Genomic DNA, 17,853 nt, shown 5'->3' on the forward strand with positions numbered 1-17,853 from the left:
TCCGCCCCCCGGCGGGAGCGGCCTCACCCACAAGAACAAACCCGCCCATGAAATCCAGACTGATCGCCGCCGCTCTCTGCTTCTGCTCCCTGACCCCGCTCGGCGCCCTCGCCAGCGACAGCGCAGCCGCGCCGCTCACCCCCATCGCCGCCCTCGACGTTCCACGCTACATGGGCACCTGGTACGAAATCGCCCGCTTCCCGGCCTGGTTCCAGAAAAAATGTACCGGCGAATCCCGTGCCGAATACACCCCGCTCACCGACGGTCAGGTGCAGGTGATCAACCGCTGCCGGCTCGAAAACGGCACCATGAACGAAGCCGTCGGCACCGCCCGACAGGTGGGCGGCGCCGACTCGCCGAAGCTCGAAGTCCGCTTCGCCCCGGCGTGGCTCTCCTTCCTGCCCTTTGTGTGGGGCAACTACTGGGTGATCGACCTCGACGACGCCTACCAGCTGGTCGCCGTCAGCGAACCCACCCGCGAATACCTGTGGGTTCTCTCCAGAACCAAGCAGGTCGATCAAAAAGCCTACGACGCCCTGCTCGAACGCCTGGCCCGCAAAGGCTTCGATCTCACCAAGCTCCAGCTCACCCGGCAGTAAGGCTGCCCCCCGGCCCGCCACGGGCCGGCGCACAAAGCAGCCTTGCACGGCGCGCAAGGCCCGAACAGCTGGCATACCCCATACTTGCCCCATCGAAAACGGAGGCAAACATGGCGGCAGGCAACGCAGAGCGCAACGGCGGGCAGATCCTGGTCGAGGCGCTGCACCGCAACGGCGTCGACACCCTTTACTGCGTGCCCGGCGAAAGCTATCTGCCCGTACTCGACGCACTCCACGACCGGCCGGGCATCCAGACCATCGTGACCCGCCACGAAGGCGCGGCCTCCAACATGGCCGACGCCTACGGCAAGCTGACCGGCCGGCCCGGCATCTGCTTCGTGACCCGCGGCCCCGGCGCCACCCACGCCAGCAACGGCGTCCACACCGCCCGCGAAGATTCGACGCCGATGATCCTGTTCATCGGCCAGGTCGACTCCGCCTTCATGGGCCGCGAAGCCTTCCAGGAAATCGACTACCGCCAGATGTTCGGCAGCGTGGCCAAGTGGGTCACGCAGGTGGACCGCCTTGAGCGCATCCCGGAAATCATCGCCCAGGCCTTCAGCGTGGCGCTGTCCGGGCGCCCCGGCCCGGTGGTGGTCGCCCTGCCCGAAGACGTGCTGTTTGGCCGTGGCAGCGCCGTGGATGTCGCCCCGCCCCGCATCGCCCGCGCCGCGCCGGCTGCGGCCGACATGGCCGAACTGCACACGCGGCTGCAGGACGCCCGGCGTCCGCTCGTCATCGTGGGCGGCACCGGCTGGGATGGCGCGGCCTCTGCGGCGCTCGCCCATTTTGTCGAGCGTAACGACCTGCCGGTCGCGGCCTCCTTCCGGCGCCAGGATCTGTTCGACAACCGCAGCCGCCATTACGTCGGCCAGCTGGGGCTGGGCGTATCACCGCGGCTGGCCGAAAGGGTGCGCGAGGCCGACCTGCTGCTGGTGATCGGTGCCCGGCTGGGCGAAGCATCGTCGTCGGGCTATACGCTCATCGAAAGCCCGCAGCCACGGCAAACGCTGATCCACATCCACGCCGACCCGAATGAACTCGGGCGCGTGTATCAGGCGGCGCTGCCGATCCACGCCAGCGTCGCCCGGGCCGCAGCAGCCCTCGCCGAGCGGGTGCCGGTCACCACGCAGGGCTGGGACGCCTGGACGCGGCAGCTGCGCGCCGACTACCTGGCCCACTCCACCCCGCCGGCGCCGCACCCGGCCCTGGACGGCGTCGATTTCGCCGGGGTGATGGCGCACCTGGACGCCACCCTGCCCGACGACGCGATCATCGCCAACGGTGCCGGCAACTACACCGTCTGGGTGCATCGCTTCTTCCGCTACCGCCAGCCGGCCACCGAGCTGGCCCCCACCAACGGGGCCATGGGCTACGGCCTGCCCGCGGCCATCGCCGCCAAGCTCCGCCACCCGGAGCGCAGCGTGGTGTGCTTTGCCGGCGACGGCTGCTTCATGATGTATCCGCAGGAGCTGGCCACCGCCATGCAATACGGCGCAGCCGTGGTGGTGATCGTGGTCAATAACGGCATGCTCGGCACCATTCGCATGCACCAGGAGCGCGAATACCCCGGGCGGCCGGTGGCGACAAAACTGGCGAATCCGGATTTCGTCGCCCTCGCGCGGGCTTTCGGGGCCCACGCCGAGCGAGTTACGCAGACGGCCGATTTTGCGGCGGCGTTTGCCCGCGCATCGAAAGCGGGCCTGCCAGCCCTGATCGAGCTGTGCGTCGATCCGCGCCAGATCACGCCCCAGGCGCGGCTGGCCTGAGCGCATCCAGCAGTACCGCGTCCGGCCAGGCCCCGGCGCGCACCAGTTCATCCACCTGCAGCCTGACCAGCCGGGTCACCTGAGACAAACCGGCCGGAATGGCGCGATTGCGCCCCGGCACGATGCCCACCTTGCGCCGCACTTCGGGTGACGTAATACGCAAGGCCCGCAGCCGGCCGCTGGCCACTTCGTCGCTGACGGCCGCCAGCGGCAGCACCGTGCAGCCGCAGTGCTGCATGACCAGGCGCGTGGTGAGCGCGGTGGAGCCGTCGCATTCCAGCGCGATGCGCGGCGTGAAACCATGCCGCGCGGCGAGGGATTCGACCAGCAGGCGCAAGCCGTGGTGGGTGCTCGGCAAGATCAGCGGCAGCTCGCCCAGTCGTGCCATCTCAATCACATCGCCCTCCAGCCCCAGGCCGGGCGGGGCGATCAGGTGGACGCCTTCACTCAGGAGCGGATCGAACTGCAGCGTGCCGATCTGCTCGGGCAGGTAGATCACCGCAAAATCGAGTTCGCCGTTGCCGAGCTTTTCAAGAATCTGGCTTCCCAGCGCTTCGACAAGACGCAGCCGGGTTTGCGGATAGCGCACAGCCAGCGCCCGCGCCAGCGGCCCGAACAGGATGCGTGCGATGGTGGGCTGGGCACCGATGCACAGCTGCGCCGGCCCCGTCTCGGCCTGCTCGCGAAGAGCGCCCGAGGCCTGGTCCAGCAGCGCCGCCACCGCACCGGCGTAATCCAGCAACTGGCGGCCCGGGTCGGTGGGCGTCACGCCGCGGCCATTGCGATGCAGCAACCTGACCCCCAGCTCGCTCTCCAGCTGGCCGACGCGCCGGCTCACGGTGGACTGATCGGCGCCCAGCTCCATCGCGGCACGCGAAATGCTGCCGGCGCGAATGATTAGCGCAAAGAGCTTGAGATCGTCGGAGTTCATGATGTGCGGGGGCTGCGCCGCCCGGTCCAGGCGCGGCGCGGGTTCAGCCAAAAATCAGCCAAACAGCTTGTTGGCGGTTTCGGCAATCAGCTTGCCCTGGAAACGCGCGCCGTCCAGTTCGATGGCGCTGGGCTGCCGCTGGCCCTGGCCACCGGCGATGGTGGTGGCGCCGTAGGGGCTGCCGCCGACGATTTCATCGAGCGTCGTCTGGCCCTGGAAACTGTAGGGCAGACCGACGATGGTCATCCCGAAGTGGAGCAGATTGGTGATCACCGAAAACAGCGTGACCTCCTGCCCGCCGTGCTGGGTGGCGGTGGAGGTGAACGCCCCGCCCACCTTGCCGTTGAGGGCACCGCGCGCCCACAGCCCGCCGGCCTGGTCGAAGAAGCTGGCCAGTTGCGAAGGCATGCGCCCAAAACGGGTCGGGCAGCCCACGATGATGGCGTCGTAGCCCTCCAGCTCTGCAACCGTTGCCACCGGAGCCGCCTGGTCGAGCTTGAAATGGGCCGGACGGGCGATCTCCTCCGGAACGGTTTCCGGAACCCGCTTGAGTTCGACCGTGGCGCCGGCGGCACGGGCACCTTCGGCCACCGCTTGCGCCATGGTTTCGATATGACCGTAGGTGGAGTAATAGAGCACGAGGACTTTCGACATGGAAACCTCCTTGGGGTGTGGCATCACGAAGCGAACCCTACGGCCCTTTCTGCGCTTTTTGCGAAGGGGCTTCGTGGTTCGAATTTCATACTAGACCCTTTTTGAAGCCCGTCAGCCGCTAGCCCTTTTTGCCCACCAGCATCACCCCGGCCACCACCAGCGTGCCGCCGAGGAGCTGGAAAAGGCCGATCGGTTCGGCCAGGATCAGCCAGCCCAGGAAAAGCGTGACCACCGGGCCGAGGGTGCCGATCAGCGACACCGGCCCGGCGCCGAGGCGGCGGATGGCTTCGGACACCATCCACACCGGCAGCACCGTCGAGAACAGCGCCATGGCCGCGGCCAGCAGCATCACCGGAGCCGGCTGGACGAGATCGGACAGGGGTCGGGTGGCCGCGAAATGGGCCAGGCACAGCACACAGGCGGCGGTGCTGGCCCAGGCCGTGACGCGGGCGGCACCGAGGCGGCCCACGGCCTGGCCGTTGCCCATCAGGTAAAGGGCGTAGGACACCGCGCTGGCAAACACCAGCGTGCCGCCGGTCAATACGTTGTCGGCGGTGCCGGCGATATCCAGGTCGTGGGCAACGGCCAGCGCAATGCCGGCGTAGCACAGGGCGATGCAGCCCAGCCCGCGCCGGGTGAGCGGCTTGCCGAGGAAGATCGCCGACAGCACCACGACCAGCGTCGGGTAAGCGAACAGGATGAGCCGCTCGAGCGCCGCCGAGATGTACTGCAGCCCGAGAAAATCCAGGTAGCTGGAGAGATAGTAGCCACTGAAACCCAGCGCCAGCATCATGCCGATGTCGCGCCCGGCCAGCGGTGCGGGCTGGCGACGACGCTGGTCAGCCCAGCCCAGGGCAAGGAAAAAAGGCAGCGACAACCCCATGCGCAGGGCCAGCAGGGTGATGGCATCGACGCCGTAGGGATAGGCCAGCTTGATGAGGATGGCCTTGAACGAGAAGCCCACCGCGCCGAGGACGGCGAAGAGGAGCCCGAGGCGGTGGCCTGGGTGGGTCATGACGGAGAGCGCGTGCGGCAGAAGGCGGGCCACCGAGTTTAGCGCGCCGTCACACGGGCGGCGATCAGGGATTTACCGGAGCCTGCCACGCGCATGACCGACCACCGCCGGCTGAGCGCGATTGCGTTGCGCGCTTGAATCCATGGCGATGGGCGGCAAAATCGCCTGGCAACAGGCAGGCGGGATTCCCGCGGGCGCACCGCCCGCCCGCATCACGCCGTAGCGTCGCGAATCCACTCCACCACGCTGCCCACCGCCGGAATGCGGCCCGACGAGACGAGTTTTTCGTTGATGACCAGCCCTGGCGTCTTGAGGATGTCGTAGGCGAGGATGGCCTCGGTGGCGGTCACTTTCTCGATCGCCGCCTCCACGCCCAACTGGGACACCGCCTCGCGGGCGATCTCCTCGAGCTTGCGGCAGTTGGCACAGCCGGGGCCGAGAACCTTGATGTTCAGCATGATCAGACTCCTTTTGTTGAAACCGCGCGCCGGCTCGCCAGCGACAGCAGCACCGCCAGCACGCCAATGAACACCGCCAGCCAAAGTACGATCTGCACCAGCGGCGTGCCATCGATCCAGGCCCCGTAGGTCAGGCCGGCGGCGGTGCTGAAGAGCGCCACCAGGCCCACGTAGGTCGCGGTCTTGGTGCGGCCGATGATGGCCGAAATGATCAGGATGCTCTGCAGCGACAGTTCCGGGTCGGACATCAGGTAAGCCAGCAGCGGCCCCCGGTGCATGCCCAGGTCGAGGAACATGCGCGCAATCGGCACTTCGACGAGGGTCGGGAAATACATGAACACCCCGAAAGCCACCCCGGCCAGGTTGCCGACCAGCGAATTGCTCCCCGCCACCGCCTCGATCCACTCCGGGCGAACCAGCACACGGGCCATGCCGACGACAAACACGCCCACCACCAGCAGCGGAAAAATCTGCTTCACGAAGCGCCAGGATTCCCACAGCCAGTCCTGCAGCGCCTCCCGCGGCAGGTACTGCCAGGCGATGACGTGGATCACCGCGAGGCTCAGGCCCACGCCGAAAAATTTGCCGGTGATGCCGATGGAAAGCCCGCCGTCGCCGGGCCGGATCGCCAGCGCGGCGAACAGCAGCGTCGTCCACACCAGCGCGAGGCTCGCCCGGGTCCAGCCGTTCACGCCCTCCTGAATGTTCTCCAGGCCCCGCCAGGCCGAAAAGGCAATCAGCCCCAGCAGCAGGATCAGCACCACGCCCTGCAGCGACACGCCCTCCTCGCCCTTGGCCGCATCAAAGGGCACCAGCCGGTCGAGGCCGGCCTGCCAGTCGCGGGCATGGGCCAGAGGCAAATCGACATGCAGCCAGGCGCTGGTCAGCACATCGAGCTTGAGCGTGCCCGCCAGCAGCAGCACCACCCACACCACGAGAAACACCCCCGCGCTCTTGCCCATGCCCTCGCCGCTGCCCGCAAACATGGCGCTGCCGGCTTCGTCGTGGGCCGCATCGTCGGCGCTGAACACCAGCGCCATGATCAGCCCGATGCCGATCCCGAAGATCAGCGACAGCACGAAGCGCGCGACAGCCAGATCAACCCCGATGACGCCACCGGTATAAACCAGCGCCAGGATGTTGGCCGCCGGCGCAAAAAACAGGAAGGTGATGGCCGGCCCCAACCCGGCCCCCTTTTTGTAGATGCCGGCAAACAGCGGCACGATGGTGCACGAGCACACCGCCAGCAGCGACCCCGCCGCCGCGGCCGCCGGATAGGACACCGCCTTGCTGGAATTGCGCCCGAGAAAGCGGGTGATCGCCTCCCGGGGAATCAAGGCCGACATCGCCCCGGCAATGAAAAACGCCGGCAGCAGGCACAGCAGCACGTGCGCCGCCAGGTAAGCGGCCAGATTGGTCGCGCCACCATAAAGCACGGGCAACACCCCGTTAGACAGGACATCCACGGTACACACCCTTTCGAAGCCGGCCCGAAAGCAATGTTTTCAGTCTAGTCCTGCCTGCGGCCAATTACGTTGACCTGACACAGGAGCGGATGGCGGGGATCCGCCCATATTGGCCAGCACGCAAAAAAGCCGGTGGGCCGGGCACATATCGCCCAGCCCGCCGGCCGTCAGCGCATCGGACACGCTCTTAGTGCTTGTGCTGCATCGCCGGCGCGGCACCTGCGGTCAGTTCGCGCACTTCGGCTTTCACTTCGACGGTTTCGATCTTCTTGTCGCGGCCTTCAACCTGCAGCGTGATCGGCACGATCTCACCCTTGGCGAGGGGCTTCTTCAGGTCGATCAGCATCACGTGGTAGCTGCCCGGCCGCAGCTCGAGCGGTTTGCCCGGCTGCACCTCGAGGCGCGGCACCGGGCGCATCTTCATCACATCCTTGTCCATCACCATCTCGTGGATCTCGACGATGCTGGCCGCCGGGCTGGCAACGCCGACGAGGCTCACGCCGCTCTTGCTGGTGAGCTGCATGAAGGCGCCGGTGGCCTTCTGGCTGGCCACGGTGCCGCGCACCCACGGATTGGTAATTTCCAGGTCGGCGGCCAGCGCACTGCCGGCCGCCAGGGCGTTAAACAGGCCGGCCAGCGCCAGCCCGGCAATCTTGTACGAAATGCTCACGGCGATCTCCTCGGGTTCAAGCCACAAAGCTTAACGCGGGCCGCCGTGCAGCGTGAGCGCGGCGGCCCGCGCTGCGACCTTTTGCCGCACGCTCCTCCTTACGTCCGCTTACAAGGGTTGGGGGCACTTTGCCTGCCACCGGCTCGTCAAAGCCTGCACATTCAAGCCGTGGAGGCCTGCATCCATGTTCAGAAAAATCGCCGCCCTCTACCTGCGGGTTCGCCGGGATGTGCGCATCCTGTGGCACGCCCTGCGCCATCCGGCGCGGCCCGTCTGGCTGCTGCCGGCCGTCAGCCTGATCGGCCTTTACCTGCTCTCGCCTATCGACCTGATTCCCGACGTGCTGCCGGTGATCGGCGTCGTGGATGACCTGGTGCTGATTCCACTCTTCATCGCCTGGCTGGTCCGGCGTTTGCCCGACGAGGTAAAGCCAGCCCCGGCCGCCGGCAAGCGGACGATCATCGAACAAGCCTGAGGGTTTTATGGCGCGTGCCGGCCCACACGCGTCGAAAAAATTTACAAATCAGTCACAAACAACAAAACCTATTTTCCAAGTCACTGTTTTTACAAAATAATTAATTTCGGCATTAAATTTGCTTTAGTGCCGTGAAATAGTTGCTTGTTAAAAAAACAGCCCCCAACATGAAAAAGGCATTTATCGCCACCCTGCTTGCGCTGGCCAGCCTCTCGAGCGCCGCCGCCAGCCTCGAAGGCAACATCCGGGCGCTCCACGACCAGGCCGGCGCCCGGATCGGCAGCACCGTCGACCACTGGAAGTTCTCTGCCCGAAGCACCGGCCCGGTGGCCATCGACGTGCTCTCGTGGGAGGCTCCGTCGGGCAGCGCAACCGACCTCAATGGCGACGGCGAGATCGCCTTTTTCGACAGCGTGATCTACCTGTTCCGCGATGACGGCGTGCTGGATGCGTCCGACTTTGTGGCCGCCAACGACAACAGCAGCGCCACCTTTGACGACGGTTCCCAGTCGGAACTCGACTCCAGCCTGTCGCTCAGCCTCACGGCGGGCAACTACCTGCTGGCGATCGGCGCCTATCTGCTGAACGAACTCGACGCGATCAGCGGGATCAACCACGACACTTACTACCCGGTCAGTTGCGCGACGCCCACCGGCGCCTGTACGCGCGTCCAGAACGACCACGGTGATTACCGCATCACCGTCACCGGCGATGTCACGACCCCCACCAGCGGGCTGCCCGAACCCGCCGCCATCGGGCTGATCGGCCTTGGCCTGGCCGGCCTCGGCATCCTGAACCGCCGGCGCCGATAGGCGGCGAGCGCGTCACACCATGCAAAACGGCGACCCGGGTCGCCGTTTTGCATTTGCAGCAGATTAACCCTGCCGGATCAGGACCAGGTGACCGTTGCCGCGAGCAGGTAGCCGGCGCCATACACCGTCTTGATCAGCCGGGCGTGGAGCGGGTTTTCCTCGAAGCGGCGACGCAGGCGCGAGATGCGCAGGTCGATGCTGCGATCCAGCGCCGACACGTCGCGACCGTCGAGCAACTGCTCGCGGGTCAGGATGTGGTTGGGGTGGGCCAGCAGCACGCTGAGCAGCTGGGCTTCGGCGGTGCTGAGGGTTTCGGGCTGGCCGCCGGGGCTGGTGAGGGTGTTGCTGCCGGGCTCGAAACGCCAGCCGGCAAACTCGGCCACGCGCAGCGCCGGGTCGGCGGGCAGCGTCACCTGCCCCGGATAGCGGCGCAGGATGCTGCGCACCCGGGCGATGAGTTCGCGCGGCTCGAAGGGCTTGACCACGTAGTCGTCGGCCCCCAGTTCGAGCCCCATCACCCGGTCGTGGGTATCGCCGCGGCCGGTGACGACGAGCAGCCCGCAGGCGTGCTTGCCGCGCATCTGCTGCAGCACCGCCATGCCGTCCATGTCGGGCAGGCCAAGGTCGAGCACGACGAGTTCGGGCGCCTGGTGGCGCAGGCCGTGGAAGAAGGCTTCGGCGGTACGGAAGGTTTCGGCGCGATAGCCGAATTTTTCCAGCGTATCGGCAATCAGGCGGGCGATCGCCGCCTCGTCCTCGACGACGTAGATCAGTTCGGGTTTGCGAGTCTGGGCCATGAGGGATCAGCTTCGCTCAAGCCGCGAGCGGACGCAAGGCGGCCAGCAATTTGTCCCGCGAGAAAGGCTTGGACAGCAGCGGCAGATCCGGGTCGTCGAGCAGATCGGCACGGGTTTCGGCAAAGCCGCTCATCAGCACCACCGGCAGATCCGGCCGGAAACGCCGCACGAAGCGGGCCAGCGCCCGCCCGTCCATCGCGCCGGGCATCACCACATCGGAAATCACCAGCGCAATGGCCGGAATGTTCTCGACCATGTCGGCGGCCTCGGCGCCGCTCTCGGCCTCGACCACCGCGCAGCCCAGTTCGGCCAGCTGCATGCGCACCACCGTGCGCACGTCGGCGTCGTCTTCGGCCAGCAGCACCAGCTTGCCGGCCAGGTCGGCCTCGTGCACCTGCGCGCCGGCCGGCAGCGTGTCGGGCTGCTCGGCCTCGGCAACGCTCGGCAGCAGCAGCGCCACCGTGGTGCCCCGCGCCTGCCGGCTGCGGATACGCACGCCGCCGCCCGACTGCTTCACAAAACCATAGACCATCGACAGGCCCAGGCCGCTGCCCGAGCCGAACTGCTTGGTCGTGAAGAAGGGTTCGAAAACCCGCGCCATGGTGCTGCCGTCCATGCCCATGCCGTTGTCGCTGACGGCGATCTGCACGTAGTCGCCGGGCAGCACTTCAAGATCGGCTGCGGCCGCCGGGCTGAGGTGTTCGAGGGACGATTCGATGCGCAGCTCGCCGCCGTTGGGCATGGCGTCGCGGGCGTTGAGGGCCAGGTTGAGCAGCGCGTTTTCGAGGGGATGGGCATCCACCATCGCCACCAGGCAGGGCTCGCGGCTGGCCGTGCTGACGGCGATGGTGCCGGGCAGCGAGCGGCGGATCAGCTTCGACATGCCGAGAATCAGCTCATTCACCTCCACCGGCTTGGGTTCCAGCGGCTGACGGCGGGCAAAACCGAGCAGGCGGCGGATGAGTTCGGCGCCCCGGTTGGCGGCGTGCATGGCCGGCTCGACGAAGTTTTCGGTGAGCGGATCGTCGGGGTGGTTTTCCTTGAGGGCCACCAGGTTGCCGATGACCACCGTGAGCATGTTGTTGAAATCGTGGGCCAGGCCGCCGGTGAGCTGGCCGATGGCTTCCATCTTCTGGGCCTGGGCGAGGGCTGCCAGCGTGCGCCGGGTTTCGGTCACATCGACAGAATGCACGTAGCAGCCGATCACCGTGCCGTCCGGCCCCATGTCCGGCACCAGCGTGCTGCGGGCCTGGGCCGGCATGCCGTCGCGGCCGGTGAGGGTGTATTCGTAGGCCACCCGTTCGCCGGCCAGCGCACGGCTCACCCACGGCGAGACGATGGCGAAAACCTCCTGCCCGGTCACCTCGCGGATGTGCCGCCCTTCCACGTCGCTGGCCGACCAGCCAAACCACTCGGCATAGCCCTTGTTGGCGTAGCGATAGACCCACTCGCGATCGAAATACGCCACCGCCGCCGGAATCGCGTCAGTGATTTCTCGGAGGCGCTGCTCGCTGCGGCGCAGCGCACAGGTGATGGCCTTGTTGGATTCGACGGCCGTGGTCAGCTCCACGTTGGCGCGGGTCAGCGCGTCGGTGCGGGAGCGGATGTGCGCCTCCAGTTCAGCCTGGTAGCGGGCGGCCTGCGCCTGGCTGTGGCGCTGCCCGGTGATGTCGGTGTACACGGTGATGAAGCCCTGGTGCGGCAGCGGAAAACCGCGGATCGACAGGATCTGCCCGTTGGGCCGTACCCGCTCGGTGACGTGGGGCTCAAAGCTCCGCGCCCGGGCCACCCGCTCGGCGATCTGCGCGTCCGGATCACCGGGGCCGTAGTCGCCCCGCTCGGCGTTGTAGCGGATGAAATCCTCGAAGCTCCCGCCCGCCTGAGCCAGGGATTCCGGAAAGTCCAGCAGCCGCAGGAAGGTCTTGTTCCACGCCACCATGCGCAGATCGGCATCGAACACCGTCACCCCCTGGTCGAGCAGATCGAGCCCCGCCCCCAGCATCTCCCGGTAGCGCCGGTCGAAGGACGGCACCTCATCCGCCGAAGGCTCAAACCCATCCACTTCCTGCCCGCTCATTGCCACTCCAGTTTCATCACGTGTTGATTGATTCTAGCCAGCCGTCGGCCAAGCTCAGGCACCCGACAAGATTGAGTACATTTTCACGAAACTTCAGACATGTTTGTCTGCGAATCTTGGGGTCGTAGCGAGTACATCGATCACAAGAACGGAGACCCATTCACATGAAAATTCTCGTACCCATCAAGCGAGTCGTCGATTACAACGTCAAGATCCGCGTCAAGGCCGACCAGAGCGGCGTCGAACTGGCCAACGTGAAGATGGCCATGAACCCCTTCGACGAGATCGCCGTCGAAGAGGCCGTGCGCCTCAAGGAAGCCGGCACCGCCACCGAAGTCGTCGCCTTCTCGGCAGGCGTCGCCCAGTGCCAGGAAACCCTGCGCACCGCCATGGCCATCGGCGCCGACCGCGGCATCCTGGCCGAAACCGACGTGGATCTTCAGCCGCTGGCCGTCGCCAAGCTGCTCAAGGCCGTGGTCGACAAGGAACAGCCGCGTCTCGTCATCCTGGGCAAGCAGGCCATCGACGACGATTCCAACCAGACCGGCCAGATGCTCGCCGCCCTCCTCGGCTGGCCCCAGGCCACCTTCGCCTCCAAGGTTGAAGTGGCCGGCGACAGCGTGCGCGTCACCCGCGAAATCGACGGCGGCCTCGAAACCCTGGAACTGCCGCTGCCGGCCGTGATCACCACCGACCTGCGCCTCAACGAGCCGCGCTACGCCACCCTGCCGAACATCATGAAGGCCAAGAAGAAGCCGCTTGAAACCATCAAGCCGGCCGACCTGGGCGTGGATGTGACGCCGCGCCTCACCACCCTCAAGGTGGTCGAGCCTGCCAGGCGCAGCGCCGGCGTGCTGGTGGCCGATGTGGCCCAGCTTGTGGAAAAACTCAAGAACGAAGCCAAGGTGATCTGAACATGCCCATCCTCGTCATTGCCGAACACGACAACGCCGGCCTCAAGGCCGCCACCCTCAACACCGTTTCCGCCGCAACCAAACTGGGCGGAGACATCGACGTGCTGGTCGCGGGCTCTGCCTGCGCCGGCGCGGCCGCAGCCGCCGCCAAGCTGGCCGGCGTCAGCAAGGTAAAGGTTGCGGATGCCGCCGCCTACGCGGAAGCCGGCGCCGAGAACCTCGCCGCGCTGCTGATCGATGTCATCAAGACCGGCGGCTACAGCCATGTGCTGGCCCCCGCCAGCAGCTTCGGCAAAAACGTGCTGCCGCGCGTCGCCGCCCTGCTGGACGTGGCGCAGATTTCCGACATCGTCAGCATCGAATCCGCCGACACCTTCGTGCGCCCGATCTACGCCGGCAACGCGCTGGCCACGGTCAAGTCGTCCGACCCGATCAAGGTCATCACCGTACGCACCACCGCTTTCGACGCGGCCGCCGAAGGTGGCTCTGCCAGCATCGAAGCCATCGCTGCCGGCGCCGACCTGGGCCAGTCGAAACTGGTCGGCCGCGAGCTGACCAAGTCAGCCCGCCCCGAACTCGGCGCCGCCAAAATCATCGTTTCCGGCGGCCGCGGCATGGGCAGCGGTGACAACTACCGCGCCGTGCTCGAACCCCTGGCCGACAAGCTCGGCGCCGCCATGGGCGCCAGCCGCGCCGCGGTGGATGCGGGCTTCGTGCCCAACGATTACCAGGTCGGCCAGACCGGCAAGATCGTCGCCCCGCAGCTTTACATCGCCATGGGCATCTCCGGCGCCATCCAGCACCTGGCCGGCATGAAGGATTCCAAGGTGATCGTCGCGATCAACAAGGATCCCGAAGCCCCGATCTTCCAGGTGGCCGATTACGGCCTGGTGGCCGATCTGTTCGAGGCCGTCCCGCAACTCGTCGCCGCTCTCTGAATGTAGAGGCGGCTCCGTAGGGGTTGTGCAGGGGCGACTGAAGTCGCCCCTACAACCCCCAACGCATCGCCCGACAGCCCTAACAATTTTCACCGAATTCGCAAGGAGCACTCCATGAGCACCTATATCGCCCCCGTGAAGGACATGCTGTTCGCCATGAACGAGCTGGCCGGCCTGCAGGACATCGTCACGCTGCCCGGCAACGAAGACGTCTCCATCGATCTGGTCGAGGCCATCCTCGACGAAGCCGGCAAGTTCGCCACCGAAGTGGTCGACCCGCTCAACCCGGTTGGCGACCGCCAGGGCAACAAGTGGAAGGACGGCGTGGTCACCACCGCCGACGGCTTCAAGGAAGCCTACGCGTCCTTCTGCGAAACCGGCTGGAACGGCATGCCCGCCTCCACCGAGTTCGGCGGCCAGGGCCTGCCGGTCACGGTGTCTACCGCCGTGCTGGAAATGTGGAAGTCCGCCAGCATCTCGTTCTCGCTGTGCCAGATGCTCACGCTCGGCGCGGTCGAGGCGATCGCCCACCACGGATCCGACGAACTCAAGGCCACCTACCTGCCGAACATGGTGTCCGGCAAGTGGACCGGCACCATGAACCTCACCGAGCCCCAGGCCGGCTCCGACCTCGCCGCCATCCGCAGCAAGGCCGAGCCCCGCGGCGATGGCACTTACGCCATCAGCGGCACCAAGATCTTCATCACCTGGGGCGAACACGACATGGCCGAGAACATCGTCCACCTCGTGCTGGCCCGCCTGCCGGACGCCCCTCCGGGCGTGAAGGGCATCTCGCTGTTCATCGCCCCGAAGTTCCTGGTCAATGCCGACGGCAGCCTGGGCGAGCGCAATGACCTGATCTGCGCCTCCATCGAACACAAGATGGGCATCCACGGCAGCGCCACCGCCGTCATGTCCTTCGGCGACAAGGGCGGCGCCACCGGCTACCTGGTGGGCGAGCCCAACCGCGGCCTCGAATACATGTTCACGATGATGAACCACGCCCGCCTCAACGTGGGCCTGGAAGGCGTTGGCGTCTCCGAGCGCAGCTACCAGCACGCGCTGGCCTACGCCCGCGACCGCATCCAGGGCAAGATCATCGGTGACAAGTCGGGCGAGAAGAAGCCGATCCTGCACCACCCGGACGTGCGCCGCATGCTGATGGACATGAAGTCCCGCACCGAAGCCGGCCGTGCCATCGCCTACTACGTGGCCGGCTGCATGGACCGCGCCAAGAGCAGCCCCGACGCCGACGTGCGCAAGACCAACCAGACCCGCCTCGAACTGCTGACCCCGGTGGTCAAGGGCTGGTGCACCGAGAACGCCCAGGGCATCACCTGGAACGGCGTGCAGGTGCACGGCGGCATGGGCTTCATCGAAGAAACCGGCGCCTCCCAGTACATGCGCGACGCCCGCATCATCACCATCTACGAAGGCACCACCGCCATCCAGGCCAACGACCTGATCGGTCGCAAGACCGCCAAGGAAGGCGGCAAGAGCATGCAGGCGCTGCTCGCCGACATCGCCGTAACCCGCGCCGCGCTGAACGCCACCGGCAACCCGGCGCTGGCCGCCCTGGCGGACAGCCTTGGCGACGGCATCGCGGCCCTCGACGAAGCCACCAACTGGCTGCTCGCCACCTATGACGCCAACCCGCAGGCTGCCGCAGCCGGCTCGGTGCCCTTCCTCAAGCTCACCGGCATCGTTGTAGGCGGCTGGCTGATGGCCCGCTCCGCGCAGGTTGCCGCCGGCCGCCTGGACGGCGCCGATGGTGACTTCTACAAGGCCAAGCTGGGCACCGCCAGCTACTTTGCCCAGCACGTGATGCCCGAGGCCAACGCCTACCGGGATGCCATCGTGAATGGCGCCGAGTCCGTCCTCGCCCTCGAAGAAGCACTCTTCTAAGAGCTTTTCCGCTGCGGGGGCAAACAGCCCGCCCCCGCAGCTGCACCACCCGGGGAGGAGAACAGCACTCACCCCGTCACCACCCCATAAAAAACACAACAAACCCAAGCACCTGTTCAGGAGGAATCATGTCGGCAGACATCTACAAAAAAGTGCGGGCGAATCCGAAATTCGCCGAACTGGAGGGCAAGCGCAGCCGTTTCGCGCTGATGCTCACCGCCATCGTGATGGCCAGCTACTACGGAATGATGGCCCTCGTGGCCTTTGCGCCGGAAGCCCTGCGCACGCCCATCTCCAGCGGCTCCACCCTCACCATCGGCGTGCCCATCGGCGCCGTCATCATCATCGGCTCGTGGCTGCTGACCGGCTGGTTCGTGCGCCGCGCCAACGGCGAGTTTGACCGCCTCAACAACGAAATCATCCGGGAGGCCACCAAGTGATCACGCGCAAACATCTCCTCGGGGCAGTGCTGCTGAGCCTCGCCGGCATGGCCGCCTTCGCCGCCGACGCCATCGGCGCCGTCCAGAAACAGCCGCTCAACATGACCGCCATCGGCATGTTCTTCGTGTTCGTGATGAGCACCATGGGCATCACCTACTGGGCAGCCAGCCGCACCAAATCCACCGCCGACTTCTACACCGCCGGCGGCGGCATCACCGGCTTCCAGAACGGCCTTGCCATCGCGGGCGACTACATGTCGGCCGCCACTCTGCTCGGCCTGTCGGCCATGACCTTCTCGAAGGGCCTCGACGGCTTCATCTACGCCATCGGCTTCTTCGTCGGCTGGCCGGTGATCCTCTTCCTGATGGCCGAACGCCTGCGCAACCTCGGCAAGTTCACCTTCGCCGACATCGCCTCCTACCGCCTCGACCAGGGCACCATCCGCACCTTCGCCGCCTTCGGCTCGCTGACGGTGGTGTGCTTCTACCTGATCGTGCAGATGGTTGGCGCCGGCCAGCTCATCAAGCTGCTGTTCGGCCTCGACTACGCCACCGCGGTGGTCGTGGTGGGCGTGCTGATGGTGGTGTACGTCACCTTCGGCGGCATGATCGCCACCACCTGGGTGCAGATCATCAAGGCCTGCCTGATGCTCTTTGGCGGCACCGTGCTGCTCTTCCTGTCGCTCTCCCAGTTCGGCTTCAGCCTTGAAACGGCCGCGCAAAAGGCGGTCGAAGTGCACAAGGACGGCATCAAGCTGATGGGCACCGGCACCCTGATGGCCGACCCCATCACCGCCGTGTCGCTGTCGCTGGGCCTGGTGTTCGGCACCGCCGGCCTGCCCCACATCATGATGCGCTTCTTCACCGTGCCCAACGCCAAGGAAGCCCGCAAGAGCGTCTTCGTGGCCAGCGGCTGCATCGGCTACTTCTTCATGGTGGTGTGCGCCCTGGGCCTGATGGCGATCGTCATCGTCGGCCAGAACCCCGAGTTCTACGAAGGCGGCAACATCGCCGGCAAGATGCTCGGCGGCGGCAACATGCCGGTGATGCACCTGGCCAAGGCGGTCGGCGGCAACCTCTTCCTCGGCTTCATGTCCGCCGTGGCTTTCGCGACCATCCTCGCCGTGGTGTCGGGCCTGGCCCTGGCTGGCGCCTCGTCCATCGCCCACGACATCTACGCCCGGGTGATCCGCAAGGGCACCGCCAGCGAAACCGAAGAAATGCGCGTCTCCAAGTTCGCCACCGTCGGTCTCGGCGTGGTCGCCGTGCTGCTGGGCATCCTGTTCGAGAAGCAGAACATCGCCTTCCTCGTCGGCCTGACCTTCGGTATCGCCGCATCGGCCAACTTCCCGATCCTGATCCTGTCGATGTACTGGCGCGGTCTCACGACCCGCGGCGCGCTCCTGGGCGGCCTCGCCGGCCTCGTCTCGGCGGTCACCTTCGTGGTGCTCTCCAAGGCCGTGTGGGTGGTCGTGCTCGGCAACAAGGAAGCCCTCTTCCCCTACGAGCAACCCGCCCTGTTCTCGATGCCGCTGGCCTTCTTCTGCACCTGGCTGTTCTCGGTAACCGACAGCAGCGCCCGCGCCAAGACCGACAAGGCCGGCTTCGACGACCAGTACGTGCGCTCGCAAACCGGCATCGGCGCCGCCTCCGCCAGCTCGCACTAAGCCCGAGCTACGGCGGTACCCAAAGAGTCTCCACCCTCGTCCATGGGGGTTTTAACGGCGCCGCAAGGCGCCGTTTTTCTTGGCTATGTTCGCGTTAAGTGTGTAATCACTATTCCTGGCCGACCCGCCGGGCTTGGAGGGTCTAACTTGTCGTGGGAAGCGCTTTCCACACGTTGCGCGAACCGGTGAGCCCTTGCGAGACGGTTTTCCCGTGTATGACCTTACATCGGCCGGGTCTCGCCCCGGCGGGCGACCTTCTTCTTTGT

Annotated in this window: 17 protein-coding genes; 9 read left to right on the top strand and 8 right to left on the bottom strand. The window is 66.4% G+C overall.

Annotated elements, in window-relative coordinates:
* Window positions 1-47: 47 nt before the first annotated feature.
* Complete coding sequence (locus tag Q1W26_RS10755; RefSeq protein WP_300439650.1) at window positions 48-599, top strand: lipocalin family protein; 552 nt, start codon at window positions 48-50, stop codon at window positions 597-599.
* Between the two features lie 110 nt (window positions 600-709).
* Entirely contained in the window at window positions 710-2,368 is a 1,659-nt protein-coding gene (locus Q1W26_RS10760) for a thiamine pyrophosphate-binding protein (protein WP_300439653.1), read from the top strand.
* On the opposite strand, the gene Q1W26_RS10765 is transcribed toward Q1W26_RS10760, so the two are convergent.
* From Q1W26_RS10765 to Q1W26_RS10790, 6 genes are all read right to left on the bottom strand, one after another.
* On the bottom strand, window positions 2,343-3,299 hold the full coding sequence (locus tag Q1W26_RS10765; RefSeq protein WP_300439656.1) for a LysR family transcriptional regulator: 957 nt from the start codon (window positions 3,297-3,299) through the stop codon (window positions 2,343-2,345). The genes Q1W26_RS10760 and Q1W26_RS10765 overlap by 26 nt on opposite strands.
* A 54-nt stretch (window positions 3,300-3,353) precedes the next feature.
* Window positions 3,354-3,953 (bottom strand): NAD(P)H:quinone oxidoreductase, encoded by a 600-nt coding sequence (wrbA, locus tag Q1W26_RS10770; RefSeq protein ID WP_300439659.1) that lies wholly within the window; start codon window positions 3,951-3,953, stop codon window positions 3,354-3,356.
* A gap of 118 nt (window positions 3,954-4,071) precedes the next feature.
* Window positions 4,072-4,968: a DMT family transporter gene (locus tag Q1W26_RS10775; RefSeq protein ID WP_300439662.1), complete on the bottom strand. Its 897-nt coding sequence runs from the start codon at window positions 4,966-4,968 to the stop codon at window positions 4,072-4,074.
* Window positions 4,969-5,180: 212 nt separating this feature from the next.
* Window positions 5,181-5,426, bottom strand: coding sequence for a thioredoxin family protein (locus tag Q1W26_RS10780; protein ID WP_300439665.1), 246 nt, complete (start codon window positions 5,424-5,426; stop codon window positions 5,181-5,183).
* A gap of 2 nt (window positions 5,427-5,428) precedes the next feature.
* Window positions 5,429-6,892, bottom strand: coding sequence for a permease (locus tag Q1W26_RS10785; protein WP_300439668.1), 1,464 nt, complete (start codon window positions 6,890-6,892; stop codon window positions 5,429-5,431).
* 187 nt (window positions 6,893-7,079) lie between these two features.
* A complete protein-coding gene (locus Q1W26_RS10790) occupies window positions 7,080-7,562 on the bottom strand; it encodes a copper chaperone PCu(A)C (protein WP_300439671.1) in 483 nt (160 codons plus the stop codon).
* A gap of 184 nt (window positions 7,563-7,746) precedes the next feature.
* Here Q1W26_RS10790 and Q1W26_RS10795 point away from each other — a divergent pair, with 184 nt between their 5' ends.
* Both Q1W26_RS10795 and Q1W26_RS10800 read left to right on the top strand, forming a co-directional pair.
* Window positions 7,747-8,037, top strand: coding sequence for a YkvA family protein (locus Q1W26_RS10795; RefSeq protein ID WP_300439674.1), 291 nt, complete (start codon window positions 7,747-7,749; stop codon window positions 8,035-8,037).
* 167 nt (window positions 8,038-8,204) lie between these two features.
* Complete coding sequence (locus Q1W26_RS10800; protein ID WP_300439677.1) at window positions 8,205-8,849, top strand: DVUA0089 family protein; 645 nt, start codon at window positions 8,205-8,207, stop codon at window positions 8,847-8,849.
* A gap of 77 nt (window positions 8,850-8,926) precedes the next feature.
* Here the strand turns inward: Q1W26_RS10800 and Q1W26_RS10805 are convergent, their stop codons facing one another.
* Both Q1W26_RS10805 and Q1W26_RS10810 read right to left on the bottom strand, forming a co-directional pair.
* On the bottom strand, window positions 8,927-9,646 hold the full coding sequence (locus tag Q1W26_RS10805) for a response regulator transcription factor (protein ID WP_300439680.1): 720 nt from the start codon (window positions 9,644-9,646) through the stop codon (window positions 8,927-8,929).
* Window positions 9,647-9,662: 16 nt separating this feature from the next.
* Entirely contained in the window at window positions 9,663-11,723 is a 2,061-nt protein-coding gene (locus Q1W26_RS10810) for a PAS-domain containing protein (RefSeq protein WP_300439683.1), read from the bottom strand.
* 164 nt (window positions 11,724-11,887) lie between these two features.
* Here Q1W26_RS10810 and Q1W26_RS10815 point away from each other — a divergent pair, with 164 nt between their 5' ends.
* The 5 genes from Q1W26_RS10815 to Q1W26_RS10835 all read left to right on the top strand — a co-directional run bounded on the left by Q1W26_RS10815 (window position 11,888) and on the right by Q1W26_RS10835 (window position 17,587).
* Window positions 11,888-12,637 carry an electron transfer flavoprotein subunit beta/FixA family protein gene (locus Q1W26_RS10815; protein ID WP_300439686.1) on the top strand — a complete coding sequence of 250 codons (750 nt, stop codon included), beginning with the start codon at window positions 11,888-11,890 and terminating at the stop codon, window positions 12,635-12,637.
* A gap of 2 nt (window positions 12,638-12,639) precedes the next feature.
* A complete protein-coding gene (locus tag Q1W26_RS10820) occupies window positions 12,640-13,575 on the top strand; it encodes an FAD-binding protein (RefSeq protein WP_300439689.1) in 936 nt (311 codons plus the stop codon).
* Between the two features lie 114 nt (window positions 13,576-13,689).
* Window positions 13,690-15,480, top strand: coding sequence for an acyl-CoA dehydrogenase C-terminal domain-containing protein (locus Q1W26_RS10825; RefSeq protein WP_300439692.1), 1,791 nt, complete (start codon window positions 13,690-13,692; stop codon window positions 15,478-15,480).
* Between the two features lie 128 nt (window positions 15,481-15,608).
* Window positions 15,609-15,920, top strand: a complete 312-nt coding sequence (locus Q1W26_RS10830) for a DUF485 domain-containing protein (protein WP_300439695.1) — start codon at window positions 15,609-15,611, stop codon at window positions 15,918-15,920.
* A 26-nt stretch (window positions 15,921-15,946) separates the two neighbouring features.
* The gene (locus tag Q1W26_RS10835; RefSeq protein WP_300439707.1) at window positions 15,947-17,587 is read left to right on the top strand and encodes a cation acetate symporter; all 1,641 of its coding nucleotides are present in this window, start codon (window positions 15,947-15,949) and stop codon (window positions 17,585-17,587) included.
* Window positions 17,588-17,853 lie beyond the last annotated feature (266 nt).

The organism is Zoogloea sp. (assembly GCF_030157465.1).
Classification (GTDB): domain Bacteria; phylum Pseudomonadota; class Gammaproteobacteria; order Burkholderiales; family Rhodocyclaceae; genus Zoogloea.

Bases quoted from the DNA above. Each gene is read 5' to 3' on its own strand.
- Q1W26_RS10755 (WP_300439650.1), top strand. From the start codon at position 48: ATGAAATCCAGACTGATCGCCGCCGCTCTCTGCTTCTGCTCCCTGACC.
- Q1W26_RS10760 (WP_300439653.1), top strand. From the start codon at position 710: ATGGCGGCAGGCAACGCAGAGCGCAACGGCGGGCAGATCCTGGTCGAG.
- Q1W26_RS10765 (WP_300439656.1), bottom strand. From the start codon at position 3,299: ATGAACTCCGACGATCTCAAGCTCTTTGCGCTAATCATTCGCGCCGGC.
- wrbA (WP_300439659.1), bottom strand. From the start codon at position 3,953: ATGTCGAAAGTCCTCGTGCTCTATTACTCCACCTACGGTCATATCGAA.
- Q1W26_RS10775 (WP_300439662.1), bottom strand. From the start codon at position 4,968: ATGACCCACCCAGGCCACCGCCTCGGGCTCCTCTTCGCCGTCCTCGGC.
- Q1W26_RS10780 (WP_300439665.1), bottom strand. From the start codon at position 5,426: ATGCTGAACATCAAGGTTCTCGGCCCCGGCTGTGCCAACTGCCGCAAG.
- Q1W26_RS10795 (WP_300439674.1), top strand. From the start codon at position 7,747: ATGTTCAGAAAAATCGCCGCCCTCTACCTGCGGGTTCGCCGGGATGTG.
- Q1W26_RS10800 (WP_300439677.1), top strand. From the start codon at position 8,205: ATGAAAAAGGCATTTATCGCCACCCTGCTTGCGCTGGCCAGCCTCTCG.
- Q1W26_RS10805 (WP_300439680.1), bottom strand. From the start codon at position 9,646: ATGGCCCAGACTCGCAAACCCGAACTGATCTACGTCGTCGAGGACGAG.
- Q1W26_RS10810 (WP_300439683.1), bottom strand. From the start codon at position 11,723: ATGAGCGGGCAGGAAGTGGATGGGTTTGAGCCTTCGGCGGATGAGGTG.
- Q1W26_RS10815 (WP_300439686.1), top strand. From the start codon at position 11,888: ATGAAAATTCTCGTACCCATCAAGCGAGTCGTCGATTACAACGTCAAG.
- Q1W26_RS10820 (WP_300439689.1), top strand. From the start codon at position 12,640: ATGCCCATCCTCGTCATTGCCGAACACGACAACGCCGGCCTCAAGGCC.
- Q1W26_RS10825 (WP_300439692.1), top strand. From the start codon at position 13,690: ATGAGCACCTATATCGCCCCCGTGAAGGACATGCTGTTCGCCATGAAC.
- Q1W26_RS10830 (WP_300439695.1), top strand. From the start codon at position 15,609: ATGTCGGCAGACATCTACAAAAAAGTGCGGGCGAATCCGAAATTCGCC.